The organism is Variovorax paradoxus, assembly GCF_022009635.1.
Classification (GTDB): domain Bacteria; phylum Pseudomonadota; class Gammaproteobacteria; order Burkholderiales; family Burkholderiaceae_C; genus Variovorax.
This window is the reverse complement of record NZ_CP091716.1, coordinates 2737824-2763226: the sequence shown is the minus strand read 5'-3', so window position 1 is coordinate 2763226 and position 25403 is coordinate 2737824. Positions and strand designations below refer to the sequence as shown.

Here is a 25403-nt window from a genome sequence, read left to right as displayed (position 1 = left end):
GCCCCGCCGCGCGGGTTCAGTCCCCCTGAAAACCCTTGGCCCGGCAGGTGATCACGAGCGTGTCGCGCCAGCCTTCCCCGCCCTCTTCGAGCGGCTGGATCGGCGTGGACTCGTGGATCACGCGTGCGTCGTCGAGCAGCAGCAGGCTCCACGGCTCGGTCATGGTGAAGCGTTCGCCGCGCCGGCCATTGGCCTCGAACACGCGCGTTTCGCCGCCCTTGATGCCTTGCCGGCCGATGAGTGCCACGGCCACCAGGTCGACACCGTCGCGGTGCGCGCCCTCGGGCGTCGGGCGGCCGATGCCGCCTGCGGTGTCGATGCGGAACTGATGCGCTTCCACGTACCAGCGCTGCGGCGCGCCGCGCATCTCGCCGCTGGTCTTGCCCAACTGTTGCAGCAGGCGCTGCCACACGGGCTGCGCCACCGTGGCGTCGAGCATCGGCGCGAACCAGCGCTGCATGCCGCCGTGCAGCGCGTTGTATTCGACCGGCTGCCAGTGCGCGCGATGCGGCACCTGCGCCAGCGTGGCGTGGTCGTCGGCCTCGACGGTGAAGCAGGCATGGCGCCGCGTGCGATAGCGGCCGCCGTCTTTCAGGTACTCGTCCGGCGGGAGTTCGTTCCAGTCCGCGTGCAGCGCCTCGAGCTGCGACAGCGGTGCGCCGAGCCATTCGCTGACGCCCTGGGGGCTCAGCACCGCATAGCCCTGGCCGCGCAGGGCGGCGGGCAGGTCGGCGGGGGCGATGAACGGGGGAGTGAAAGCGGCCGTGGTCACTGCGCGCTGACCTTCACGTCCTTCCAGAACGCGACGCGGTCGCGAATCTCCTCTGCTTCCGGCTTCGGGTCGGCGTAGTACCAGGCGGCGTCGGTGTTGAGCTCGCCATTGACCAGCAGCGAGTAATAGCTCGCGGTGCCCTTCCAGGGGCAGGTGGTCTTGTGGTTGCTGAAGGTGACGTGATCGCGGTTGAGCGAACTCATCGGGAAATAGTGGTTGCCTTCGACGAGCACGGTGTCGTCGCTTTCGGCGATGGTGACGCCGTTCCAGGTTGCTTTCATGGTCTTGGTCTCCAGGGGGAGGGTTGCGGGCGCTGGCCGTTGCGCTGCCGCACGGGGCTTGGGTATTGTGCCGTTGCTGCGGTTCGAGCTTTCTTCGTTTGCTTTATCTACCCTGATTTGGGAGTTTGTTTTCCCGGGGCCGGGTCTCGGCCCGGCGGCCGACCTACTTTTCTTTGCTTCGCCAAAGAAACGTAGGCAAAAGAAAGGCGACCCTGCTGTCTGCGTCCCTCCGCTTCGCTACGGGCAACCTGCGGTGCTCGACGTAGACGGGGGTCCGCAGAACTCGCTTCGCTCAAACAGCTGCGGCCCTGATCCCGCCTACGTCTGCGCTCCTCGGCGCAGCCAGAAGGGATTTGAAAACCAAACGCGCCATCGCTGCGCTCGGCGCGACGGCACAGCCGCGTCGCGGCTGTGCCGCATGAGGCCGAGCGAAGCAAAGGCCCGGCCAGTTTCCCCTCCCCTCTGGCTGCGCCGAGGAGCGCAGCGTTTCGCGGATCAGGGCTCGCCCTTGTCTGAGCGAAGCGAGTTTGGGCGAGACCCCGCGAAACGCGAGCACCGCAGGTTGCCCGTAGCGAAGCGGAGGGTCGCAGACAGTGGGGTCGCCTTTTCTTTGCTTACTTTCTTTTGGCGAAGCAAAAGAAAGTGAGTCGCCCGCCGGGGCGAGACCCGGCCCCGAAACCCAAACTAAGCAGCCAGCCAATGCACGCTGAACAGCCTCTCAGGATCAGTCCAAACCGCACCAGGCTTGAACCCGGCCCGAGCAGCCAAAGCCCGCAACCCTTCAACAGTGAACTTATGCGAGTACTCCGTATGAATAGTCTCGCCCTCCTCGAACCCGAACCGTTCCCCATTCAAACAAACGCTCTGAGCCCGACGACTCACGAGGTGCATCTCGATCCGCTGCCGAGGCGCGTTGTAGAACGCCGCATGCGAGAACCCATCCAGATCGAAGTCCGCATTCAGCTCCGAGTTGGCGCGCCGCAGCAGGTTGAGGTTGAACTCCCCCGTCACCCCCTGCGCATCGTTGTAAGCCGCATGCAGCCGCCCCGGGTCCTTCACCAGGTCGACGCCGATCAAGAGCCCGCCGCCACGCAACATGCGCGCCGCCAACTGCAGAAAAGCCAACGCCTCGTCAGGCTCGAAATTTCCGATCGTCGACCCCGGAAAAAACCCGACTCGGCGCCCTGCCCCGGCCATAGGCGCAGGCAGCACCATCGGCATCGTGTAGTCGGCCGCAATGGGTTGCACCACGAGCGCCGGATAGTCCGCCTTCAACCGCGCCGCAGCCGCCTCGAGGTGCTCGCCCGAGATGTCGATGGGCAGGTAGCGCCTGGGTGTCTCCAGCGCATCGAGCAGCAGCCGCACCTTGGTCAGCGACCCGGCCCCGAACTCCACGATCTCCGCGTTCGGCCCGACCTGCTGCGCGATCTCGCCCGCGCATTCGCCAAGAATGCGCAGTTCGGTGCGCGTGGGGTAGTACTCGGGCAGCTCGCAGATCCGGTCGAACAGCTGCGACCCTGCGGCGTCGTAGAAAAACTTCGGCGAAATGCTGCGGGGCGAACGGGCAAGCCCGGCCTGCATCTCGCGCCCGAACTCCGACAACGGCTGGGCCGCTTCGGAAACAGCACCAGCAGCACGCGCCTTCGCAGGCACGAACGACAGCGAAGAAGAGGAAGTCGGATTTCGCATGATCAGATGTCTTTCGCGAGCCGCAGCCCCGAGAACTGCCAGCGTGCCGCCGGCGGAAAGAAGTTGCGATAGCTGGGCCGCGTGTGCCCCGCCGGGGTGGCCACGCTGCCGCCGCGCAACACCAGTTGTCCCACCATGAACTTGCCGTTGTATTCCGCCGCGATGCCGGGCATGGGCCTGAAGCCCGGGTACGGGTCGTAGGACGAGCGCGTCCACTGCCAGACATGGCCGGTCATCTGCGTGATGCCGGGCGCGTCGCATGCAGACTCCCATTCGAATTCGGTCGGCAAGCGCGCGCCGGCCCATTCGGCATACGCGGCGGCCTCATAGAAGCTGAGCTGCGACACCGGCGCATCGGCCTCCATCGGCCGCACGCCATGCAGGCCGAACACGTGCCAGCCGGCGGAGGGCCCTTGCGAAGGCTGCAGGCCGAAGCCGAGCCTCGGATCGTCGGGCGCGAGCCAGTAGGCCGGATGACGCCAGCCGTTCGCCTGCACCGCCGCCCATCCGTCGGACAGCCACAGCTCGGGCCGCTGGTAGCCGCCGTCGGCGATGAACTGCGCGAAGTCGCCGCAGCTCACCAGCCGGTCGGCAATGGCATGCGGCTGCACCAGCGCCTTGTGGCGGGGTGTCTCGTTGTCGAACGAAAACTCACGCCCTCCAAAACCCACCTCGACCACGCCGCCATGACGTTCGATCCAGCGCATCGCGGGCGGCACGGCGGCCAGCCGCAGCGCCGGCCCGCTCGCGGGCTTGTAGGCGGGCAGCATCGGGTTGCACGACAGCGCATGCAGGATGTCGGTGAGCAGCAGTTCCTGGTGCTGCTGTTCGTGATTCAGCCCCAGGGTGACGATAGGCTCGATGGCGGCCCACTCGCCGCTGCCTTCCTCGAGCAGCGCGACCACCGCCTCGTCGACATGCTTGCGATACGCATGCACCTCGTCCACCGAGGGCCGCGTGAGCAGGCCGCGCTGCGGGCGCGGATGGCGCGGGCCGAGCGCCTCGTAGTACGAGTTGAAAAGGTAATGAAAGCGCTTGTCGAAGGGTAGGTAACCCGTGGCGTGCGGCTGCAGCAGCACCGTCTCGAAGAACCAGGTGGTGTGCGCCAGGTGCCACTTGGTCGGGCTCGCGTCGGGCATCGACTGGATGCACTGGTCCTCGGCGGAAAGCGGGGCGGCAAGCGCCAGGCTGGTGGCGCGCACGTCGCGGAATCTGTCGCGCAGTGCGCTTGCCGCCTGTGTGATCGGCCGGGAAAGCGTCATGGGGTCTCCAGTCGGGTCAGCCGCACTTTGTAGCCCATTCGGATGAAGAAAGCGCGTAGGACAAAACGCCGCAGGCTCGCAGCCGAAAAATCGGCGGGCAGCCACTGTGGCACAAGACGCGCGGACGTGCATGGCGGGCTGCGTATCATCCGTCGCATGCAAACGACCAACCCATCGGGCACATCGGGCAGGCCGCGAATCGTCATCGTCGGCTGCGGATTCGGCGGACTCGAAGCGGCGCGCAAGCTCCAGCACGCGGATGTCGACGTGACGGTGATCGACAAGACCAACCATCACCTGTTCCAGCCCCTGCTCTACCAGGTGGCGACCGCCGGGCTCGCCGCTCCATCGATCGCGGCGCCGGTGCGCGCGCTCTTCCGAAAGCAGCCGCGCATCACCACGCTGCTGGGCGAGGTCACGGGCATCGACCCCGCCGCGCGCATGGTGCAACTGGCCAACGGCGACAGCGTGCCTTATGACCACCTGATCGTCGCGGCCGGCGCAACGCACAGCTACTTCGGCAACGACCAGTGGGCGCCCATCGCGCCCGGCCTGAAGACGCTGGCCGATGCCTTCGAGATCCGCCGCCGCGTGCTGCTGTCGTTCGAGACGGCCGAGATCACCACCGACCCCGAGCGCCGCCGCGCCCTGCTCACTTTCGTGGTGATCGGCGCCGGCCCGACCGGCGTCGAAATGGCCGGCACGCTGGCCGAGATCGCCAAGCACACGCTGTCGGGCGAGTTCCGCCACATCGACCCGGCAAGCGCCCAGGTGCTGCTGGTGGAAGGCGGCCCGCGCGTGCTGCAGGCCATGCCCGAGTCGCTGAGCCAGAAGGCGCTGGAGCAGCTCGAAAAACTGGGCGTCGAGGTGCGGTTGAACGCCCGCGTGACCGCCATCGACCCCACCGGCCTCGAGGTGCAGACCGGCGGCGGCGCGGATGGAGCGCCCGCTGCCAGCTACCGAATCGATAGCAGCTGCGTGGTGTGGGCCGCGGGCGTGGCCGCCTCGCCGCTGGGGCGCATGCTGGGCGCCGCCACCGGCGTCGAATGCGACCGCGCGGGCCGCATCAAGGTCGAGCCCGACCTGAGCCTGGCGGGTTACCCATCGATCAGCGTGGTGGGCGACCTTGCCGCCGCCATGAGCCACGCGCCCGGCAAGCCGCCGAAGCCTGTGCCCGGCGTGTCGCCCGGCGCCAAGCAGATGGGGCGCGCGGCGGCGGCCAACATCCTGTGCCGCATCGCCGGCCGGCCGACGACGCCGTTCCGCTATGCCGACTACGGCAACCTCGCCACCATCGGCCGCAACTCGGCCGTGGTCGACCTGGGCACGCCCTTCGGCCCGCTGCGCTTCAGCGGCCGGCTGGCGTGGCTGTTCTGGCTGTTCGCGCACGCGTACTTCCTGATCGGCTTTCGCAACCGCATCGTCGTGATGATGGACTGGGCCGGCGCCTACTGGAGCTTCCAGCGCAATGCGCGCGTGGTGGCCGACGTGCAGGGCAAGGGCGAGTCCTGAGCCGGGAAGCTGCGCCGCGATGTCTCTCACGCTGTGGATCGTGCTGCATGCGGCCCAGGCGCTGCTGTGGCTGTGGGTGCTGCGCTGGGGCGGCGCCGAATACCTCGAGGGCACCTTTCTCTCGGGCTTCATCGTCGACAACTTCGCGCCGCGCTGGAGCGCCGAGGGGCTGCGCATGGCGGCGCTGATCCTGCTGGTGTTCTGCGTCATCAGCTTCGTCGCGGGCCTGCTCTTTCCCCCGCTGCGCTGCTGGAGTTCCGGCGCCTGCTGAGGCGCCCCGGCAGCATGCCGGGCGCTGTCATTGCCATGTCATGGCGCTTGCACTCAATGCGGGCTTCACAAGGAGCACGCCATGCAAGCGAAGGTCCATCACAACGGCGACGACGCGTTCATCGCCTGGAAACCCGAAGGCTTCATCAAGGACTGCCGGGGCTTCGCGCTCATGCGGCGCCGCAACGGCGTCGAGGAAGTGGTCAGCACCTGGGTCGGCTTCGCCGAAGAGAAGCAGAAAGACGGCGACCGCCGCGCATCCACCAACTGGCCGATCCAGAAGTACCAGTGGACCGACTACATGGCCAACCCCGGCGACCGCCTGCAGTACCGCGTGGTGCCGATGGTCGGCCCCGACCGCAAGAACCTGCGCGCCGACAGCACCGACGCCAGCGGCTGGACCGACGAGATCGTGCTCAATCACGAGGTATCCCCGAAGATCGAGGCGTACTTCAACCGCGGCATCGTGGCCTCGCAATGGGTGTCGCGCCGGCTCGGCATCACCGCGGAAGACCTGAAGACGAAGAAGCTGCGCAAGGTCATCGAGACGCCCGGCGATCCGTTCCGCGCGTACCTCATGGGCGCGCTGGGCGAGCGCCTGTTCGAGCTGCTGGCGCAGGCGGCGAGCGAGAAGCGCGACGTGTACGCCGCCCTCTACGAACTCGACGACGAAGCGCTCGAGACCGCGCTCGAGAAATTCCGCAAGCGCGCGCACGTAGTGCTGGCCAACGGCAGCGTGAAGAAGAAAGGCGAAGACCAGAACGCCGCCGCCCGCGAACGGCTCGCCGCGAAGATCGACCTGCACGACCGCATGGTGTCGCCGCGCGCGCTGGGCCACAACAAATTCCTCGTCATCTGCGACGAAGAACAGAAGCCGCGCTGGGTGTGGACCGGCAGCCAGAACTGGACCCAGACCGGCCTGTGCACGCAAGCCAACAACTCGCTGCTGCTCGACGACTTCGAACTGGCGCGCGAATACCGCAAGCAGTGGGACCTGCTCAAGGAAGCCGGCGACCAGACGCCGCCTGAGCTGAAGGAAGAAAACAGCCGCCCGCGCGCCACCAAGGTCGGCTCCGCGCCCACGCGCCTGTGGTTCACGCCCACGGTGGGCCAGGTCGACCTGGAAGAGGCCCGCGCCATCGTGCAGGGCGCGCGGCAGGCGGTGCTGTTCCTCATGTTCAACCCCGGCCCGGCCGACACGCTGCTCAACGAGATCATCGACACCGCGCGCGCCGGCGACGGCGAACACCGGCTCTACATCAAGGGTGTGATCAACCAGGACCCGAGCACCACCGCCCACCCCGTCGAGCTGTTCGACCAGGCCAACTCCGAGAAGGCCGACTTCGACGTGGTGCTGCCCGCCGCCATCGACGCGCAGACCAAGTGGTTCCGCCGCGAGCTCAAGAAGCTGCCCAATACCTTCGCCATGGTGCACAGCAAGGTGGTGCTGGTGGACCCGTTCTCGGAGCACCCGGTGCTGCTGACCGGCTCGCACAACCTGGGGCCCAAGGCCAGCGGCATCAACGACGAGAACCTGCTGATCGTGCGCGACGCGCCGGGGCTGGCCTCGGCCTATGCGACGAACATCATGTCGATCTACAACCAGTACCGCTGGCGCTTCCGTCGCGCGGTGCAGAAGCCCTCCAAGCAATGGAAAGGGCTGGAGGACGGCGACAGCTGGCAGAAGGGCTACCTCAAGCCCGGCGGTGCCGCGCTGCGCGAGATCGACTTCTGGGTCGGCGCCTGACTGCGCGCGCCCAGGCTCAGAAGAAGAAGCCGTGGTGCCGCGAGTCGCGCTCGCGGCGGCGCCACTCCCAAGGGGGCGTCGGCCTCGGGTCGGCCCACAGGCCCAGGCGCTTGCCGCGCGCTTTGGCCTCGAGCTTGAAGAGCCCGCCGCCGCGCTTGGTGGCGATCTTGTTGTAGTCGTAGACCCAGGCCCAGCCTTCGGACACCATGCGGCTGCCGACGTCCTCGCCGTTGCAGCTGACGTCGGCCACGGTGCGGCCGTAGCGGTCGGTGTCGACCTCGGTGATGAGCGCCGTTTCGCTGAAGCACAGGTTGCTGAGCGCCTGGCGGCTGCGCTGGCCGTAGGGCTGCGCCTTCTCCGGCGCGTCGATGGCCGCGATGCGCACCTTCACGCGTTCATAGGCGCCGATGCGGCCGCAGCGCGCGGTGAGCGTGTCGCCGTCGCTGATGCCCACGACGAGGCAGGAGCGCGGAGCGGCTTGGGTCAGGAGGGGAGAAAAGGCAAGGAGGCAGGAAAGCAGCAACGCGCGCGAATGCATGAAAAACCGGGAGATAGGCAGAATGGCAGAACCGATCGAGGCTACGTGATCCATTCGCCGGAACCGGTCGGTACACAGACTTTTTCTTTTGAACCACGCTTCGAAGGAGAGCACGCACCATGCAAGAACCCACCCAGGACGACTGGTTCCTCGCAGCCAACGACGCATGGGATGCCGGCGCGCACAAGAAGGCCCTCTCGCTGTTCCTCAAGGCGGCGGCCGCGGGCGAGACCCATGCGCTCAACAGCGTCGGCTACTTCCTCGACCACGGCATCGGCGTGAAGAAAAACCCCGCGGCGGCGCGCGACTGGTATCGCAAGGCCGCCAAGGCGGGCGACGTGGCGGGCTGCGCCAACCTCGCCATCTGCTATCGCGACGAAGGCAACTTCCGCTGGGCGCGCTTCTGGTTCGAGAAGGCCTACGCGCAAGGCGACGGCGACGCGGCGCTGGAACTGGGACGGCTCTTCCTGTGGGAAGGACCGAACCAGAACCGGCACAAGGTGGTGGACTACCTGGGCAAGGCGATGGCCTCGCCGTCGATCACCTCGAACGGGCGCACGGAGGCTGGTGCGCTGCTGAAGTCGCTGGGCCTGGGCAAGTAAGGCCGGGGCGCGCCGCGCTCACTTGGCGCGGCTCTCGTCTTCCTGCAGCAGCCGCCACATCACCTTCCCGCTGCCGCTCTTGGGCAGCGCATCGACGAACTGCACCTTGCGCGGGATCTTGTAGACCGCCATGTTCTCGCGGCACCAGTCGATGATTTCCTGCTCGGTGGTGTCCTTGTGCGTGGCGCGCAGCACCACCACGGCCTTGACGGATTCGCCGCGGTAGTCGTCCTTGGTCGAGATGACGCAGGCCTCCTGGATCGCGGGGTGGCGGAACATCAGCAGTTCGACCTCGGCCGGCCACACCTTGAAGCCGCTGGCGTTGATCATGCGCTTCAGGCGGTCGGTGATGAAGAAGTAGCCCTCCTCGTCCATGCGGCCCATGTCGCCCGAGCGGAAGAAGCGCTTGCCCTCGAACTCGACGAAGGCGGCGGCAGTGGCGTCCGGCCGCTTCCAGTAGCCCTGGAACACCTCGGGGCCGTGGATGATGATCTCGCCCGATTCTCCGATGGGCATTTCGGCCAGGGTGTCGGGGTCGACCACGCGCGCGTCGGTGCTCATGAACGGAATGCCCAGGCATTGCTGCTTGGGGTGGTCCGACGGGTTGGTGTGCGAGGGCGCGGCGGTCTCGGTCAGGCCGTAGCCTTCCTGGTACTTCAGGCCGTACTGCTCCAGCAGTCTCTGCGCCACCGCCTGCGGCATGGCCGCGCCGCCGCCGCCGATGTAGTTCATGCTCGACAGGTCGTAGCTCGCGAAGTTGGGGCTGGCCATGAGGTCGATGACCATGGTCGGGATGTTGGTCCAGGCCGTGACCTTCCAGCGCGAGATGAGCCGGCCGGCCACGTCGCGGTCCCAGCGCGGCATGATGATCAGCGTGGCCGCCGCCAGCACGGCGGTGTGCATCATGCTGACCACGCCGGTGATGTGGAACATGGGCACCACCGCCAGCACCACAGCCTCGGAAGTCGAGCCGCCCCAGAGCTGGCCGGCCATGGCGTTGTGCATCAGGCTCGAATGGTGGTGCACGCAGCCCTTGGGCAGGCCGGTGGTGCCGCTGGTGTAGGGCAGCAGCGCCATGTCGTTGGCGCCCACCACGTGCGCGGGCGCTGGATGGTTGGCGGCCAGCGCGTCGGTCCAGGCCATGACCTGGCCGCCGGCCAGCGCGGGCAGCGGATGGCGGGTGGTGAGCCACTCCTTCCAGGCCGGCGCCGGGGCGTCGTCGCCCGACACGTCGGCGTCGAAGGCGTCGGTGAACTGGGTCACGATCATGTGCGACAGCCGCTGCTCGGGCGGCAGCGCATCGCTGGCCTTGGCGAGCTCGGCCGCGAGGTCGCCGGTGATGATCGCCACCTTGGCGTCGGGGTCGGTGATGTAGTGCTTGAGCTCCTCGGCCCGGTTCATCGGGTTGACCGGCACCACCACCGCGTTGGCGCGCAGGATCGCGAAATGCGCGATCACCAGCTGCGGGCAGTTCTGCATGTCCAGGATCACGCGGTCGCCGCGCTTCACGCCCAGCGCATGCAGCGCGCCGGCCAGGCGCTCGGCCTGCTCGGCAAAGTCGCGGTAGCTCAGCACCCGCCCGAAGAACACCAGCGCCGGCTTGTCCGGATAGCGGGCGGCCGAGGTGGCCAGGTTGTGCCAGAGCGAGGTGGCCGGGACGGTGATCGAATGCGGAAGGCGTTTGGGCCAGAACTTGTAATGCGGGCGTTGTTGCATGGTGAGAACAGGCGGGAAGCGGGAGGGAGAAAAAAAGCGGCTGCACGCAGCCTAAGCCGCCGACGGCGCCGCTCCCATCGGGGAAGCCCGCGGGCCGTCGCCTAGGTGACGCCATTTTTTCTGACACCGCCGGCGCGCATGCGCCCTGCGACTACAGACAACCGGCGGTCCATCGGCGATACCTGCCGTTCCCCCAACCCACCCACCTACCGCACGAAGGAACCGACATGGCAGCAGACAAGCACGCAAGCGTTCACTGGGAAGGCGCCGGCAAGACCGGCAAGGGCCAGATCAGCACCGAGACCGGCGCCCTCAAGGACTACCCCTACGGCTTCGCGAGCCGTTTCGAAGACGACAAGCGCGGCACCAACCCCGAGGAAATCGTCGGCGCGGCCCACGCGGCCTGCCTGACGATGGCCTTCGCCTTCGCGCTCGAGAAGGAAGGCTTCACCGCCACCAAGATCGACACCAAAGCCGCTGTGCGGCTGGCCAAGGACGGCGAAGGCTTCAAGATCGACCGCATCGCGCTCGAGCTGGACGCCGCCGTGCCGAAGCTCGACGAGGCGAAGTTCCAGCAGATCGCGGCCGCCGCCAAGGCCGGCTGCCCGCTGTCGAAGGCGCTGGCGAGCGTGCCCGAGATCACGCTCAAGGCCACGCTGGCCGGCTGAGGAGGCTGCTTATGATCGTCTCCACAACAAGGAGACGGATCATGAACAAGCCCATCCGGGCCGCGCTGGCGGCCCTTTCTTTCAGCCTCGGCACGGCCGCGCTGGCCGCCTACCCCGACAAGCCGATCAAGCTCGTCATCGGCTTTCCGGCCGGCGGCCCGCTCGACCAGCACGCGCGCCTGCTGACCGACAAGCTGCAGGCCGTGCTGGGCCAGCCGATCATCATCGACTACAAGCCGGGCGCGGGCGGCTCGGTGGGCGCCGATGCCGTGGCCAAGAGCCCGGCCGACGGCTACACGCTCATGCTGGCCAACACCGGCGTGGCGGTGATCAACGGCGCGCTCTACAGCAAGCTGCCCTACAACACGCAGCGCGACTTCGTGCCCATCGCCCGCACCGCCATGCAGCCGCTGGCCCTGCTGGTCACGCCCAAGCTGCCGGTGCAGAACCTCAGGCAGTTCATCGACTATGCCAAGGCGCGGCCCGGCCAGGTCAACTACGGCTCGGCCGGCAACGGCGGCATCAGCCACCTGGTGCCCGAGATGTTCAAGACCGCGACCGGCATCTTCATGGTGCACATCCCCTACCGCGGTAGCGCGCCGGCCTTCACCGACCTGATGGGCGGGCAGGTGCAGTTCATGGCCGAATCGATCCCGCAGGCGGCCAACTATCACAAGCAGGGCAAGGTGCGCGCGCTGGCCGTGACCAGCCGCGAACGCAACCCCGCTCTGCCCGACGTGCCGACGGTCATCGAGTCGGGCGTCAAGGGCTTCGAGGTGGTGGGCTTCTACGGCTTCCTCGCGCCGAAGGACACGCCGAAAGACGTGGTCGCCAAGCTCGGCGACGCCTTCAGGCAGGTGCTGAACAACCCCGAAGTGCGCGACCGCATGGTGAGCCAGGGCGCCGACCCGGCCTACCTGGGCAGCGAGGACTTCGCGCGCTTCCTTGCAACGGAAACACCGCGCTGGGAGAAGGCGGTGAAGGCATCCGGCGCGCGGATGGACTGAGCTTCCCTCTCCTGGCTCAGCTCGGCGTGGCCGCGCGCCGCTCGAGCTGCGCGCGGTCGAGCAGTTCGATGCTGCGGTAGCGCACGCGCAGCGTGCCGTCTTCCTCCCACAGCTTGAGTTGCCGGTTCACGCTCTGGCGCGACACGCCGAGCATGAACGACAGGTCTTCCTGCGACACGCCAAGCAGCGTGCCACCGCCTTCGCCCGGCCCCGGCGCGCGCGCATCGAGCGTCAGCAGGCGGTGCGCGAGCCGCACGGGCAGCGGCATCAGGATCACGTCGTCGATCCAGGCCAGCGCCTGACGCAGCCGCAGGCACACCAGCCGCGTGAAGGCCATGTGCACGTCGGGATGCGCCGCGACGAGCCGGTGGAAGTCCGCCGCCGCCACCACGGCCATCTCGGTGGTGTCGACCGCGCAGGTGTCGTAGACGCGCTCGCGTCCCACCAGCAGCGAAACCTCGCCGAACCAGTGGCCCGGCTCGAGCATCGCGATCACCGCCTCGCGCCCGCCCGGCGCGACCACGCTCACGCGCAGCGAGCCGCTGACCACGCCGAACAGCGCATCAGGCTGCGAGCCCTTGTGAAAAAGCGATTCCCCGCGCGCCAGCGTGCGCCGGTGGGCCACGTCGAGCAGGCGCTGCTGCACCTCGCCGGCCAGCCGCATGTCGCTGTTGTGCACCGGCGAGGGCTGCGCACCGGGAGACGAGGAGCCGGCGGAGACGTCGGCCGGGATATCGGCGGGAATGGGCGTGCGTGGCATCGCGGGTTTGTCCGGAGCGGCGATTGCCAACACCGGACAGTCTTGTTTCGAGGGGCTGCCGATAGTACGCAGCGAGCCCCGCACGGCGCATTCGCGGCAACCCGGGGCCCCTGTCATTCCCTGTCACATGGAGCACACCCCGATGAACGCAACCACCGACCTGCAAGCCCGCCGCGAGCGCCTCGTGCTCGACCATTTCGCCGACGAGACCCGGCAGGACTTCGACGCCGTGCTCGGCACCTTTCCGCACCCCCACTACGAGTTGATCCCCAGCGGCGAGGTGCATGACGGCATTGCCGACGTGCGCCAGTACTACATCGACACGCGCCGTGCCTTTCCGGACCAGCGGCACGAGATCATCCAGCTGCGGCATGCCGACGACTCGGTGATCGTCGAGTTCTGGCTGCTGGGCACGCACCTCGGCCCGCTCAAGGGCATCCCGCCCACGGGCAACAGCTTTCGCTGCCGCATGAATGCCTTCTTCATCTTCGAGGGCGACCGGCTGGTGTGCGAGCGGGTGTACTTCGACACGCTGACCATGCTGCGGCAGCTTCTGGCGGGCGTGCCGGCCCAGGCCGTCGCGGGGCTGATGGCCGGGCTGCTGGGCCAGCCGGCGCCGGCTCCCGCGACCGAGACGGCGGCCGCATGAACGCCCTGCGCGGCGACGCGCTCGCGGGCCGCCACGCCGTGGTGACGGGCGGCGCGCGCGGCATCGGGCTGGCGATCGCCCGGCGCTGCCTCTCGGCCGGCGCCAGCGTGGCGCTGTGGGACCGCGATGCCGCCCTGCTGGCGGAGGCGCTGCAGGCGCTGGCACCGCTGGGCACCGCGGCCACGGCGCTCGTCGACGTGCGCGACGAGGCGCAGATCGAGCGGGCCGCGGCGCAGTCGCAAGAGCGCTTCGGCGGCATCGACATCCTCGTCAACAACGCGGGCGTGCTCGGCCCGACGGTGCCGGCATGGGCGCATACGCCGGCGCAGTGGCGCGAGGTGCTCGACATCAACCTCACGGGCGCGTGGCTGTGCTGCCGCGCCGTGGCGCCGCAGATGCTGGAGCGCCGGCGCGGCCGCATCGTGAACATCGCCTCGGTCGCGGGCAAGGAGGGCAACGGCCTGAACGCCGCCTATTCGGTATCGAAGGCCGGGCTCATCGCGCTGACCAAGTCGCTCGGCAAGGAGCTGGCGCCCGCGGGCGTGCTGGTGAACTGCATCACGCCCTCGGCGGCCGACACCGAGGTGTTCGCGGCCGTGCCCGCCGAGCACCGCGAGCAGTTGCGCACCGCCCTGCTTTCGCGCGTGCCAATGGGGCGCTTCGTCGAAGTCGACGAGGTCGCGGCCATGGCCGCCTGGCTCGCTTCGGACGACTGCTCCTTCAGCACCGGCGCGGTGTTCGACATCTCGGGCGGGCGCTCGGTGTACTGAGCGCCGCCCATTTTTCTTCCAGGAGACGACATGACCCGAGACCCCGAGCCGACCAGCTTCGCGCAACTCGCGGAACTGCAAGGCGCACGCGACGCCGCCATGCCGCAGGACCGCCTGCGCGCCATCCGCCACGGCGCCGAGGCGCTGCGCGAGCGGATGCTCGACGCGCCGCCGGTGCGCTTCGCGCGCAGCTTCAACCTGCTGCGCATTCCGTACCCCGCGTGGTTCGCCTTCACCGGCGTGTATTCGCAGCAGTTGCTCAAGCCGCACATGGTGCACCTGCTGGCGCGCACCACGCTGCTGCAGTACGACGACTTCGAGGGGCGGCTGCGCACGCTGCTGTTCACCCCGGCCGACTTCGAGGCCGGCAACGAGACGCCCTACTTCAAGCGCCTGAGCGAGCAGACGCCCAGGTTCCTGCACAAGACCATCGCGCCGATCTACCAGACCGTGCCGCAGGCGCTCGCGAGCTGCGGCATCGCGCCCGAGCAGGTCGACTTCATCACCTACGACCACCTGCACACGCAGGATGTGCGGCGCTGGCTCGGCAATGCAGGGGCACCTGGTCTTTTTCCGAACGCCAGACTGCTGGTGCACCGGCAGGAGCTCGCGAACGTGCGAGGCCTGCTGCCGGTGCAGGCCGAGTGGTACTGCCCGCACGGGCTCGACGGCGTGCCGGCGGAGCGCATCGCGGCCTTCGACGGCAGCATCCAGCTGGGACGCGGCGTGGCGCTGGTACACACGCCAGGCCACACCGAAGGCAACCACTCGCTGGTCTACCGCACCACCGACGGCCTGCGCGTGAGCAGCGAGAACGGCGTGGCAGCCGACAGCTGGGCGCCGCTGCAGTCGCGGCACAACGGCATTCGCCGCTATGCGAAAGCCACGGGCGCCGAGGTGATCCTCAACGGCAACACCCAGGAAGGCAGCAACGACCAGTACCTGTCGATGGTGCTGGAAAAGACGCTCGCCGGCACCTCGGCGCAGCACGGCTTCAGCAACGTGGTGCCGTCCAGCGAATGCTCGCCGCACTGGCTGTTTCCGGGTGCGCCGGCCAGCCACCTGTGGGGCGAGACGAGCCACGGCGCGCCGGTGCGCGCCTGAGGCCTCGGCGGAACAAGGAACAACACAAGGAGACATGGACGATGAACACCGCCACCCTGGGCGCCACGCCCGCGCATGCGTCCCCGGAAACCGCCGCGCGCGACGACGCCGCGCTCTTTCGCAAGATCACCTGGCGGCTGATGCCGCTGCTGTGCGCCTGCTATGTGCTGAACTACCTCGACCGCACCAACGTGGGCTATGCGCAGTTGCAGATGAAGGAGCAACTGGGCTTCAGCGACGCGGTGTTCGGGCTGGGCGCGGGCATCTTCTTCATCGGCTACGCGGTGTTCGAGATTCCGAGCAACCTGATGCTCGCGAAGATCGGCGTGCGCGCCACGCTGTTGCGCATCATGGGCCTGTGGGGGCTGGCCTCGGCCGCGATGATGTTCGCGACCACGCCCACGCAGTTCTATGTGCTGCGCTTCCTGATCGGCGTGTTCGAGGCCGGCTTCGCGCCGGGCGTGCTGTTCTACCTGACGCTGTGGTTTCCCTCGCACCGGCGCGCGCAGGCCACGGCGCTGTTCTTCATGGCCTTCGGCGCGGCGCCCATCGTGGCCGGGCCGATCGCCGGGCTCACCATGACCTGCCTCGACGGCGTGCTCTCGCTGCGCGGCTGGCAGTGGCTGTTCCTGCTCGAAGGGGTTCCGAGCGTGCTGCTGGGCCTGGCGGCGTTCCGCTGGCTGTCGAACAGCCCGGCGCAGGCGCCCTGGCTCTCGGCCGCCGAGAAACAGCGCGTGGCGCGGCTGCTCGCCGAAGACCAGGCCGCGCACGGCGCCGCCGAGCGCCACACCTTCGGCGCGGCAATGCGCGACGGGCGCGTGTGGCTGATCGGCTTCATGTCCTTCCTCATCATCCTGGGCATCTACGCGCTCTCCTTCTGGCAGCCGACCATCCTGAAGTCGATGGGGCTCAGCGTGCTGCAGATCGGGTTCTACGCGGTGATTCCGGCGGTGGCGGGCATTGCGGCCAACATCGTCGTCGGGCGAAGGTCCGACCGGCGCAAGGAGCGGCGCTGGCACTTCGCGCTGAGCGCGGTCGTCGGCGCGGCCGGGCTGGCGCTGACCACGCTGTTCATGCACGACGCCCTCGCCGCCGTGCTGTGCCTGGCGCTGGCGTCCATGGGCATTTCCGCCGCCTTCACCGTGCTGTGGGCGGTGCCGGGCACTTTCATGTCCAGGAGCGCGGCGGCCGCGGGCATTGCGCTCATCAGCACCATCGGCGGCAGCGCGGGGCTGGTGGCGCCGATGATGGTCGGCGCGCTCAAGACGCTGACGGGCGGCTTCACCACGAGCCTGTACGTACTGAGCGGGGCGCTGGTGCTGTCGGCATTGCTCATGCTTGTGGCAATGCCGGCCAGTGCGCTGGGCCGCGCACCACGCTGAACGCACCCGTTCAAGGCTCCCGCACCGGGGCCGCGCTCCATTCAGGTGCACACGGCTTGCATACCAGTTGGCACAGAAGCTGCTGGTATGCAGGCATATGGCCATTTCCGCATCCGAAATCAGTGCACGCATCGTCGAAGCGGTGATGGCGCAGAAGCTCGCGCCGGGTTCGCGCCTGGGCGAGCAGCAGCTGGCAATACTGTTCGACTGCAGCCGCACCATCGTGCGCGAAGCCCTCACCCGGCTGGCGGCGCGCGGCATCGTCACCGTGAGCGCGCGGCGCGGCTGGTTCGTCATCGAACCTTCGCAGGATGAAGCGCGCGAAGCCTTCGAGGCGCGGCGCGTCATCGAACTGGGGCTGATCCGTAGCGCCGGCAGCACCGGAAAGATCGAGAAGACCGCCCTGCGCCAATTGAAGGCGCACCTGCAGCGCGAGAAAGCCGCGCTGAAGGAAAGCGACGTCGGCAACCGCAGCTTCCTGCTCGGCGACTTCCACGTGTGCCTGGCCGAATGCCTGGGCAACACGCTGCTGGCCGACACGCTGCGCGACTACACCGCGCGCACCACGCTGATCGCCATGCTCTACCAGTCCACGCACGATGCGGTGCAGTCGTGCGAAGACCATGTACGCATCGTCGCGGCGCTGGAGCGCGGCGACCACGCCGCCGCCGAGGCGCTGATGGCCGAGCACATCGGCACGGTGCAGTCGGCCCTGCGCGTGCAGGCACCCACCGACCCGCTGGCCCAGCTGCGCGACGCGCTGGCGCCGCTGCACAACACGCAGGCCGCCGCCAAGGCCGCCAGGCCCCGCAAGCCCGCCGCGACTTCAGCGACGGCAGCCACGCCTCCCGATTCCGATTCTTCGACTTACCTAGGAGCCTTGCTATGACCTTCTCTTTCCTGTCCAAACGCCAGTTCGCGCTCGCCATGGTGTCCGTGGCCATGCTGGCCGCCACCGGCGCGGCGCAGGCCCAGAACGCGCTCGACAACGTGCTCAAGGCCAAGACCATCAAGATCGCCGTGCCGACCGACTACCCGCCCTACGGCTCGGTCGACAAGAACATGAAGCCGCAAGGCCTGGACGTGGAAATGGCCGAGCTCATCGCCGCCAAGCTGGGCGTGAAGGTCGAGCTGGTGCCCGTGACCAGCGCCAACCGCATTCCCTACCTGCAGACCCGCAAGGCCGACCTGGTGATTTCCACGCTCGGCAAGAACCCGGAGCGCGAGAAGGTGATCGACTTCACTTCCGCCTACGCGCCCTTCTTCCAGGCCGTGTACGCCGCCAAGAGCATGAAGCTGACCAGCTTCGCCGACATGGCGGGCAAGACCGTCGCCGTGACGCGCGGCGCGATGGAAGACCAGGAACTGAACAAGGTGGCGCCGCCGAACGTCGACTACCGCCGCTTCGAGGACAACAACGCGACCATCGCCGCCTTCGTGGCCGGCCAGACGCAGACCATCGCGACCAGCGCGGCGGTCGCCGGCGACATGCTCTCCAAGAACCCGAAGGTGAGCGCCGAATTCAAGCTGCTGCTGAAGGACAGCCCCTGCTTCGTCGGCGTCGCCAAGGGCGAGACCGCTCTGAAGACCAAGGTCAACGAGATCATCGCCGCCGCCAAGAAGGACGGCACCCTCGACGCCATGTCGAAGAAGTGGCTCGGCAAGGCCGCCGGCGACCTGCCCGTCTGATCGAACCACGCGGCCATGAACATCGAATTCGACTTCGGGGCGGTTCTGTCGGAATGGCCGCTGCTGCTGCGCGGCGTGGCATGGACCATCGGCCTCACGGCCGTGGGCACCGTGCTGGGCATGATCGTCGGCACCTTCTGCGCCTGGGCGCGCGCGAACGGGCCGGCGTGGCTGCGCATCGTGGTGGGCACGTACGTGGAGCTGATCCGCAACACGCCCTTCATCGTGCAGCTGTTCTTCATCTTCTTCGGGCTGCCCGCGGCGGGCGTGAAGCTCTCGCCGGAGGTGGCTTCGGTGATCGCGATGGTGCTGAACCTGGGCGCGTATTCCACCGAGATCATCCGCGCCGGCATCGAGGCCACGCCCAAGGGGCAGATCGAGGCCGCGGTGAGCCTGGCGCTGAGCAAGTCGCAGGTGTTCCTGCGCGTGGTGCTGCCGCCGGCGCTGAAGAAGGTGTGGCCCGCGATGGTGAGCCAGATCGTCATCGTGATGCTGGGCTCGGCCGTGTGCGGCCAGATCTCGACCGAGGAACTGAGCTACGCCGCCAACCTGATCCAGAGCCGCAACTTCCGCGCCTTCGAGGCGTTCATCGTCGCCACGCTGATCTACCTCGCGCTGTCGGTCGCGCTGCGCCGGCTGCTCGACTGGGCGGGGCCGAAGTTCTTCTTCGGCCGCTGATCGACCGCACATACGGGCCTTTTCACCATGGCTGATTTTTCTCTCTGGGACATCCTGCGCAACCTGCTGATGGCGCTGCGCTGGACCGTCGTGCTGTCGCTCATCGCCTTCGTGGGCGGAGGCATCGTGGGGGCGCTGCTGCTGTTCCTGCGGCTGCGCGGCGGCAGGTTCGCGAACAGGGCCGTGGGCCTTTACGTGCAGCTCTTCCAGGGCACGCCGCTGCTGATGCAGCTGTTCCTGGCCTACTTCGGCATTGCGCTCTTCGGCATCGACGTGTCGGCCTGGACCGCGGCCAGCGTGGCGCTCACGCTCTACACCAGCGCCTTCCTCGCCGAGATCTGGCGCGGCTGCGTCGCCTCGATCCCGAAGGGGCAGTGGGAAGCGTCGGGCAGCCTGGCGCTGAGCTTCGGCGAGCAGATGCGCCACGTGATCCTGCCGCAGGCCGTGAAGATCGCCATCGCGCCCACCGTGGGCTTCCTGGTGCAGGTCATCAAGGGAACGGCGCTGGCGTCGGTGATCGGCTTCGTCGAACTCACCAAGGCCGGCAGCATGATTTCGAACGCCACCTTCAAGCCCTTCGTGGTGTTCAGCTGCGTGGCCCTGCTTTATTTCGTGCTGTGCTTCCCCGTGAGCCTGTACGCCAAGACCCTCGAGAGGAAAACCCATGGCCGCCGTGCTTGACGAATCGCAACAACAGCCCGCCACCTCGATGGGTGCGCCCATCGTGCGCATCACCGCGCTGCGCAAGTCCTACGGCACCAACGAGGTGCTCAAGGGCATCGACCTGGACGTGAAGCGCGGCGAGGTGATCGCCATCATCGGCAAGAGCGGCTCGGGCAAGAGCACGCTGCTGCGCTGCATCAACGGGCTCGAGGTGTTCCAGGAAGGCTCGCTCACTGTCGACGGCAAGCCGCTGCTGCACGAAAGCGCCATGGCCATGCGCGAACTGCGCCAGCGCGTGGGCATGATCTTCCAGAGCTTCAACCTGTTCCCGCATCTCACGGTCGGCAAGAACGTGATGCTCGCGCCCACGCTGGTGAAAAAGCGCGGCAGCCTCGAAGCCGCGTCGCAGGCGCGCAAGCTGCTCACGCGCGTTGGCCTGGCCGAGAAGTTCGACGCCATGCCCGACCAGCTCTCGGGCGGCCAGCAGCAGCGCGTGGCCATTGCCCGCGCGCTGGCGATGGAGCCCGCCGTGCTGCTGTGCGACGAGATCACCTCGGCGCTCGACCCCGAACTGGTGGGCGAGGTGCTGCGCGTGGTGGAGTCGCTGGCCGACGAGGGCATGACGCTCCTGATGGTGACGCACGAGATGAGCTTCGCGCGCAAGGTCAGCGACCGCGTGATCTTCATGCACCAGGGCCGCGTGCACGAGATGGGACCGCCGGCCGAGCTGTTCGGCAACCCGCAGACGCCCGAACTCAAGCAGTTCCTGTCGTCGCTGCATGACTGACTGACCGAAGGCGCCGTCATGGGCTATCCTCTGCCCATGGCCTGCCTGCACATCGCGTCGATTATTCGCACCATCCAAGAGATGGTGGGTTAGCGCGCGGTTCTTCCAAAGACTTCACGCCATGCAACCCGCCCCAAGAGGCGGGTTTTTTGTCTCCTGGGGTTTTCTTCAAGATCACGACAGGAGATCGAACCATGTCATCGAACCCCAACCGTCCCGCCCTTCATCCCGTACTTCACATGGTCTGCGGCAAGATCGCCGCGGGCAAATCGACCCTCACCCAACGCCTGGCCGCCGAGCCCGCCACGGTGCTCGTCAGCGAAGACACCTGGCTCGCCGCGCTGTATCCGGGCGAGATCCGCGAACTGCCCGACTATGTGCGCGCATCGGGCCGGCTCAAGGCGGCGATGGCCGACCACGTGGCCGCGCTGCTCGTGGCCGGCGTGTCGGTGGTGCTCGACTTTCCGGCGAACACCGTCGCCAACCGGGCCTGGGCGCGCGGCATCTTCGAGAAGGCCGGCGCGGCGCACCGGCTGCATTTCCTGGACGTACCCGACGAGGTCTGCAAGCAGCGGCTGCGGGCACGCAACGCGTCGGGCACCCACGCCTTCGAGACCTCGGACGCCCAGTTCGACCTGATCAGCAGCCACTTCGCGCCACCGTCGGACAGCGAAGGCTTCGAGGTGGTGCGCCATGCCTGAGCCGCTAAGCTCGGCCCCCATGCAGATCGAACAAGCCCGCCCCGAGGAGGCCGCCACCGTCGCGGCCGTGCTGAGCGAAGCCGCGCAATGGATCGCCGCCGAAGGCCGGCCGCTGTGGACGGCAACCGACATCGCGCCCGAACGCATCCGGCGCGACACAGAGGCCGGCGGCTACTTCATCGCGCGCAATGGCGGCGAAGTGGCGGGCGTCGTCAGGCTCGACCTCGAAGACCCGCACTTCTGGCCCGAGATCGAAAGCGGGAGTTCGGTGTTCGTGCACAAGCTGGCGGTGCGCAGGGCCTGGGCCGGGCAAGGCGTGCCGGCCGCGCTGCTGGGCTTTGCGCGCGAACATGCGCGCGGCCTCGGCCGACCCTGGCTGCGGCTCGACTGCGTGGCCGACCGGGCGCCGCTTCGCAGGCTGTACGAAGGCTTCGGGTTCTCTCTGCACAGCGAGATCCGCAAGCAGAGTGGCGCTTTCGCGCGCTATGAGCTGCCGCTCGGCGGCTAGTACGCGTCGACGCGCCCCTCCGCCGGCTGCTGCACGGCCCACCAGAGCTGCTCCGTCTCCCAATGGACATTGAGCCCCGGCGGCGGCGCCAAGTGGTCGTCGCCGACCCACAGCACGCCGTAGCGCTCGATCTGCGCGGGCGACACCCAGGGACTTGCGACCAGATCGCCTTCCAGCAGCACCAGCGGACGCTCGGACAGTCGCAGTGACAGCGCACTCGCGATGCGTGCGGGCCCGGTGATCACGCGGATCGGCCCGTCCAGCGCAATGCGGGCTTGCGGACCGATGCGCGCCGCCAGGTTCGCCGAGCGGAAATCGGCCGAGCGGCTCTTCGACAGGCCCAGCCCGCTCACCGGCGACGTGGCCCAGGCCATGGCCACCAGCAGCAGTTGCACGACCACGAAGCCGGCCAGCGCGTGGCGCCATGCGATGCGCTGCCAGCGCTCGGCGGGAACGAACAGCATCAGCGCCGCGCAGGTGAACGACATGAAGGCAGTGCCCCACTGGAACTGCAGGTCGGCCCCGGTCGCGAGCCCGATCAGCACGATGGTCAGCAACGGCAGCAGGCCCCAGGCAAAAAGAAAGAGCCTGGCGTCGGGGTGAACCGCCGGCACCTCGCGCGCCGACAGCACGCCGGGCGGCACCACGGCCGCGCGGCGGGTCTTCCACAGCAGGCCGGCCGCCAGCAGCAGCGCGGGGCTGGCCCGGTTGCACTGGTCGGCCAGCCAGTGCAGCGCATGCGCGGCGCGCTGCACGCAGGGCAAGGCCGCGCCCAGCGAGGTACGGCTGGCGTACTGGAACGGCAGGAAATCGTGCGCCACCAGCCACCACAGGTGCGGCGCGAAGACGAGCGCCGCGACGAAGCCGGCCGACAGCAGGCCGCGCACATGCAGCATGTCGCGCCAGCCGCGCTTCACGAGCCAGAAGGCGATGACGGACACGCCCGCCAGCGCCACCTGGTACTTGGCCAGCGCGCCCAGCCCGAGCATCAAACCCAGCGCGAGCCAGGCGCCCTGCGAGCGGTCGGCAAAAGCCCGCCAGCAGAACCACGCGGCGGCGGCCACGAAGGGCAGCAGCACCGTGTTGTGGTTGTAGAAATTGGTGCGGGTGCTGTAGTAGGTGATGCACAGCGAGCCCAGCAGCGCCAGCGCGGCGAAGTGCCGGCCGGCCAGTTCGCGCACCAGCCGCCAGGAGATCAGCAGCGCCGCCGAGATGACCAGCGCCCCGGCCGCGCCCACGACCCATTCATGAATACCGAAGACCCGCACCAGCGGCCAGATCAGGATGGTCGGCAGCGGCGGATGCTTGTAGTAGCCCCATTCGACGGAGCGCACCCAGGTGAGCTGCTCCACCGAGTCGGTTGGCGGCGACCAGGTCAGCGCGGAAAGCAGCGTGATCCACGCGATCGCCCAGACCGCCATCCACAGCGCGACCTCGGACGTGCGGGCGGCGGGAAAGCGTGAAGAAGGCAGCAGCGCGCCGAGGTCGAGCGCCGGACGCCCGGGGACACTCGCCCGGCTGTCGGACTGAAGCAGCATGTGTGGAAACCATCCGTGAGAGGGGTCGGACGGGGCGGACTCCTGCCGCAGCCCCGATCGCTCGCATGGGTGACATTCCTGCCGCTGCAGAAGATGCTGCCTGGTGCGCGGCCGGCATATTAACCAAATTTCATTACAAAACTTTACCCGCCAGACAAAAAGAGCGAACTAACAACACTCGCCCGCAGGGAACGTTTTTGCCTGTGGCAAGCTCGGCGAGGTATGCACATCCGCACTCTTGCCCCCGTCCCCTTCCGCCGTCGGATGCTGCGCGCGCTGCTGGGCGCCGCGGCCCTGCAGGCGCCGTTCGCGGCGCTGGCCGGCTTCAACTTCTTCACCAGCGAATACACGGCCACGCGCGACGAGCTGCAGGCGCAGATCGCCAGGCGCTTTCCGGTGGCCGAGCGGTACGCGGAGATCTTCATGGTCGGCCTGCGCGACCCGCAGCTGGGCCTGGATGCGCGCAACAACCGCGCCGCCATCACGGCCACGCTGACCATCGCGAGCCCCTTGCTGGCCGCGTCGCCGGTACAGGGCGTGGTGTCGGTCAGCAGCGCGCTGAAATACGACGCCGCCACGCGCGCGCTGCGGCTCGACCAGCCCAAGGCGGAGCGGATCGAGCTGCAGGGGATCGAGGGACGCGACGCCGAGCGGCTGCAGAAGGTCGGCGCCGTGGTCGCGCAGGAACTGCTGCAGGGCCAGGTGCTGCGCAGCTTCACCGCCGACGAGCTGACGGTCGGCCGCAAGACCTACGAGATCGGCGACATCACCGTGTCCGACAACGGCATCAAGGTGCAGCTCAAATGAAGAAGATGAAATTCACGCTCCTCGCCGCTACCGTGCTGCTGGCCGCCGGCTGCGCGGCCATCATGCCCACGGCCAAGCAGCATTTCGACCTCGAAGCCCACCGCGGCGGACGGGGCCTGGCGCCCGAGAACACGCTGGCGGCGTTCGACAACGCCATCGACCTGGGCGTGACCACGCTCGAACTCGACATCGGCCTCACCGCCGACGGCGTAGTCGTGATCTCGCACGACACTTCGCTCAACCCCGACCACACGCGCGACGCCAGCGGCGCCTGGCTGGCGCCGAAGAGCGGCGCGGCGATCCGCTCGCTCACGCTGGCGCAGCTGCAGACCTACGACGTGGGCCGGCTGAACCCGTCGAGCAACTACGGCAAGCAGTTCGCGCTGCAGCAGCCGCGCGACGGCGAACGCATTCCGACGCTGGCCGCGCTGTTCGAGCGGGTGCAGGCGCGCGGCGCCAATGCCGCCACGGTGCGCTTCAACATCGAGACAAAGATCGATCCGAACAAGCCCGCCGAAACCGCCGCGCCCGAGCCGATGGTGCGCGCGCTGCTGGCCGAGATCGACAAGGCGAAGATGGCCGGCCGCGTGACCATCCAGAGCTTCGACTGGCGCACGCTGGCGCTGGTCGGCCAGCTCGCGCCGCAATTGCCGCGCGCTTACCTCACGACGCCCCGCACGCTGCAGGACCGCCGCTGGACCGCCGGCCTGGAGCTTTCGAACTTCGCGTCGGTGCCGCAGATGGTCAAGGCCGCGGCCGCCAACGGACCCGGGCCGGTGATCTGGTCGCCGGCCTATGCCGACCTGTCGCCCGCGGTCATCAAGGAAGCGCAGAAGCTCGGCATGACGGTGCTGCCCTGGACCGTGAACCAGCGCGCCGACATGCTGCGGCTGATGGACTGGGGCGCCGACGGCATCATCACCGACTACCCCGACGTGCTGCGCGACCTGATGCGCGAACGCGGGCTGCCCCTGCCGCCGCCCGGAAAGGCCGCGCGATGAGCCGCGAGCTTGCTTCCACCCAGCTCGACGCATTGGCAAGGCGCATCGAGGCGCTGCAAGGCGGCAGCGGCGGCTCCGTCACCGCGCTGTCCGACGACGCGCGCGCCAGCGCCGAGCTGCTCGCGGCTCTGCCGCCGCGCTACGGCGAGGTGCTGCTGAACCTGCTCGACCGGCTCGAGTCGAGCGCGCTCTTCAGCGAGGAGAGCTGCTCCTTCAGCCAGAAGGACCTGCTCGACAACCTGAAGGTGTGGGCCGACAAGGCCCGCGGCCAGCTGGTGGCATAAGTCGCCGGCCTGGCAAGT

At 68.3% G+C, this 25403-nt stretch carries 28 protein-coding genes; 20 read left to right on the top strand and 8 right to left on the bottom strand.

Going from position 1 to position 25403, the window contains the following annotated elements; genetic code table 11:
• Positions 1–16: 16 nt before the first annotated feature.
• From L3V85_RS12825 to egtB, 4 genes are all read right to left on the bottom strand, one after another.
• On the bottom strand, positions 17–772 hold the full coding sequence (locus L3V85_RS12825; protein ID WP_237679580.1) for a 2OG-Fe dioxygenase family protein: 756 nt from the start codon (positions 770–772) through the stop codon (positions 17–19).
• Complete coding sequence (locus L3V85_RS12820) at positions 769–1053, bottom strand: DUF427 domain-containing protein (protein WP_237679579.1); 285 nt, start codon at positions 1051–1053, stop codon at positions 769–771. The genes L3V85_RS12825 and L3V85_RS12820 overlap by 4 nt, the downstream gene beginning before the upstream one ends.
• Before the next feature lie 684 nt (positions 1054–1737).
• A complete protein-coding gene (gene egtD / locus L3V85_RS12815) occupies positions 1738–2742 on the bottom strand; it encodes an L-histidine N(alpha)-methyltransferase (protein WP_237679578.1) in 1005 nt (334 codons plus the stop codon).
• Between the two features lie 2 nt (positions 2743–2744).
• On the bottom strand, positions 2745–4004 hold the full coding sequence (gene egtB, locus L3V85_RS12810; RefSeq protein WP_237679577.1) for an ergothioneine biosynthesis protein EgtB: 1260 nt from the start codon (positions 4002–4004) through the stop codon (positions 2745–2747).
• Positions 4005–4160: 156 nt separating this feature from the next.
• Between egtB and L3V85_RS12805 the strand changes: the two genes are divergently transcribed.
• The 3 genes from L3V85_RS12805 (at position 4161) to L3V85_RS12795 (ending at position 7533) form a co-directional block, all read left to right on the top strand.
• Entirely contained in the window at positions 4161–5516 is a 1356-nt protein-coding gene (locus tag L3V85_RS12805) for an NAD(P)/FAD-dependent oxidoreductase (RefSeq protein WP_237679576.1), read from the top strand.
• A gap of 19 nt (positions 5517–5535) precedes the next feature.
• Positions 5536–5787, top strand: coding sequence for a hypothetical protein (locus L3V85_RS12800; RefSeq protein ID WP_237679575.1), 252 nt, complete (start codon positions 5536–5538; stop codon positions 5785–5787).
• Between the two features lie 81 nt (positions 5788–5868).
• Positions 5869–7533 carry a phospholipase D-like domain-containing protein gene (locus L3V85_RS12795; protein ID WP_237679574.1) on the top strand — a complete coding sequence of 555 codons (1665 nt, stop codon included), beginning with the start codon at positions 5869–5871 and terminating at the stop codon, positions 7531–7533.
• A gap of 16 nt (positions 7534–7549) precedes the next feature.
• On the opposite strand, the gene L3V85_RS12790 is transcribed toward L3V85_RS12795, so the two are convergent.
• Entirely contained in the window at positions 7550–8071 is a 522-nt protein-coding gene (locus L3V85_RS12790; RefSeq protein WP_237679573.1) for a thermonuclease family protein, read from the bottom strand.
• 119 nt (positions 8072–8190) lie between these two features.
• On the opposite strand from L3V85_RS12790, the gene L3V85_RS12785 reads away from it, so the two are divergent.
• The gene (locus L3V85_RS12785) at positions 8191–8673 is read left to right on the top strand and encodes a tetratricopeptide repeat protein (protein ID WP_237679572.1); all 483 of its coding nucleotides are present in this window, start codon (positions 8191–8193) and stop codon (positions 8671–8673) included.
• A gap of 18 nt (positions 8674–8691) precedes the next feature.
• Here the strand turns inward: L3V85_RS12785 and L3V85_RS12780 are convergent, their stop codons facing one another.
• On the bottom strand, positions 8692–10389 hold the full coding sequence (locus L3V85_RS12780; protein WP_237679571.1) for a long-chain fatty acid--CoA ligase: 1698 nt from the start codon (positions 10387–10389) through the stop codon (positions 8692–8694).
• A gap of 227 nt (positions 10390–10616) precedes the next feature.
• Between L3V85_RS12780 and L3V85_RS12775 the strand changes: the two genes are divergently transcribed.
• Together L3V85_RS12775 and L3V85_RS12770 are read left to right on the top strand one after the other, a co-directional pair.
• Positions 10617–11057, top strand: coding sequence for an OsmC family protein (locus tag L3V85_RS12775; RefSeq protein WP_237679570.1), 441 nt, complete (start codon positions 10617–10619; stop codon positions 11055–11057).
• A 41-nt stretch (positions 11058–11098) separates the two neighbouring features.
• The gene (locus tag L3V85_RS12770) at positions 11099–12064 is read left to right on the top strand and encodes a Bug family tripartite tricarboxylate transporter substrate binding protein (protein WP_237679569.1); all 966 of its coding nucleotides are present in this window, start codon (positions 11099–11101) and stop codon (positions 12062–12064) included.
• Between the two features lie 16 nt (positions 12065–12080).
• Here L3V85_RS12770 and L3V85_RS12765 read toward each other — a convergent pair whose 3' ends face one another.
• Complete coding sequence (locus L3V85_RS12765) at positions 12081–12824, bottom strand: Crp/Fnr family transcriptional regulator (protein WP_237679568.1); 744 nt, start codon at positions 12822–12824, stop codon at positions 12081–12083.
• Between the two features lie 142 nt (positions 12825–12966).
• On the opposite strand from L3V85_RS12765, the gene L3V85_RS12760 reads away from it, so the two are divergent.
• From L3V85_RS12760 to L3V85_RS12710, 11 genes are all read left to right on the top strand, one after another.
• Positions 12967–13473, top strand: a complete 507-nt coding sequence (locus L3V85_RS12760) for an ester cyclase (protein ID WP_237679567.1) — start codon at positions 12967–12969, stop codon at positions 13471–13473.
• A complete protein-coding gene (locus tag L3V85_RS12755) occupies positions 13470–14243 on the top strand; it encodes an SDR family NAD(P)-dependent oxidoreductase (protein WP_237679566.1) in 774 nt (257 codons plus the stop codon). The genes L3V85_RS12760 and L3V85_RS12755 overlap by 4 nt, the downstream gene beginning before the upstream one ends.
• Positions 14244–14273: 30 nt before the next feature.
• A complete protein-coding gene (locus tag L3V85_RS12750) occupies positions 14274–15347 on the top strand; it encodes a hypothetical protein (RefSeq protein WP_237679565.1) in 1074 nt (357 codons plus the stop codon).
• 41 nt (positions 15348–15388) lie between these two features.
• Positions 15389–16729, top strand: coding sequence for an MFS transporter (locus L3V85_RS12745; RefSeq protein WP_237679564.1), 1341 nt, complete (start codon positions 15389–15391; stop codon positions 16727–16729).
• 97 nt (positions 16730–16826) lie between these two features.
• Positions 16827–17618 carry a GntR family transcriptional regulator gene (locus L3V85_RS12740; protein WP_237679563.1) on the top strand — a complete coding sequence of 264 codons (792 nt, stop codon included), beginning with the start codon at positions 16827–16829 and terminating at the stop codon, positions 17616–17618.
• A complete protein-coding gene (locus L3V85_RS12735; RefSeq protein ID WP_237679562.1) occupies positions 17615–18418 on the top strand; it encodes a transporter substrate-binding domain-containing protein in 804 nt (267 codons plus the stop codon). The genes L3V85_RS12740 and L3V85_RS12735 overlap by 4 nt, the downstream gene beginning before the upstream one ends.
• A gap of 15 nt (positions 18419–18433) precedes the next feature.
• Positions 18434–19096 carry an amino acid ABC transporter permease gene (locus tag L3V85_RS12730; RefSeq protein WP_237679561.1) on the top strand — a complete coding sequence of 221 codons (663 nt, stop codon included), beginning with the start codon at positions 18434–18436 and terminating at the stop codon, positions 19094–19096.
• Positions 19097–19123: 27 nt separating this feature from the next.
• On the top strand, positions 19124–19777 hold the full coding sequence (locus L3V85_RS12725) for an amino acid ABC transporter permease (RefSeq protein ID WP_237679560.1): 654 nt from the start codon (positions 19124–19126) through the stop codon (positions 19775–19777).
• The gene (locus L3V85_RS12720; RefSeq protein ID WP_272934790.1) at positions 19761–20546 is read left to right on the top strand and encodes an amino acid ABC transporter ATP-binding protein; all 786 of its coding nucleotides are present in this window, start codon (positions 19761–19763) and stop codon (positions 20544–20546) included. The genes L3V85_RS12725 and L3V85_RS12720 overlap by 17 nt, the downstream gene beginning before the upstream one ends.
• Before the next feature lie 194 nt (positions 20547–20740).
• Positions 20741–21247, top strand: a complete 507-nt coding sequence (locus tag L3V85_RS12715; RefSeq protein ID WP_237679559.1) for an AAA family ATPase — start codon at positions 20741–20743, stop codon at positions 21245–21247.
• Positions 21248–21266: 19 nt separating this feature from the next.
• Positions 21267–21755, top strand: coding sequence for a GNAT family N-acetyltransferase (locus tag L3V85_RS12710; RefSeq protein ID WP_237679558.1), 489 nt, complete (start codon positions 21267–21269; stop codon positions 21753–21755).
• Here the strand turns inward: L3V85_RS12710 and L3V85_RS12705 are convergent.
• The gene (locus L3V85_RS12705; protein WP_237679557.1) at positions 21752–23293 is read right to left on the bottom strand and encodes a glycosyltransferase family 39 protein; all 1542 of its coding nucleotides are present in this window, start codon (positions 23291–23293) and stop codon (positions 21752–21754) included. The genes L3V85_RS12710 and L3V85_RS12705 overlap by 4 nt on opposite strands.
• Positions 23294–23557: 264 nt before the next feature.
• Between L3V85_RS12705 and L3V85_RS12700 the strand changes: the two genes are divergently transcribed.
• Genes L3V85_RS12700 through L3V85_RS12690 form a run of 3 tightly spaced genes read left to right on the top strand, consistent with a single transcriptional unit; the run spans position 23558 to position 25385 of the window.
• A complete protein-coding gene (locus L3V85_RS12700; RefSeq protein ID WP_237679556.1) occupies positions 23558–24100 on the top strand; it encodes a DUF1439 domain-containing protein in 543 nt (180 codons plus the stop codon).
• 5 nt (positions 24101–24105) lie between these two features.
• Entirely contained in the window at positions 24106–25101 is a 996-nt protein-coding gene (locus tag L3V85_RS12695) for a glycerophosphodiester phosphodiesterase (RefSeq protein WP_237679555.1), read from the top strand.
• Complete coding sequence (locus tag L3V85_RS12690) at positions 25098–25385, top strand: hypothetical protein (protein WP_237679554.1); 288 nt, start codon at positions 25098–25100, stop codon at positions 25383–25385. The genes L3V85_RS12695 and L3V85_RS12690 overlap by 4 nt, the downstream gene beginning before the upstream one ends.
• Positions 25386–25403: the final 18 nt, after the last annotated feature.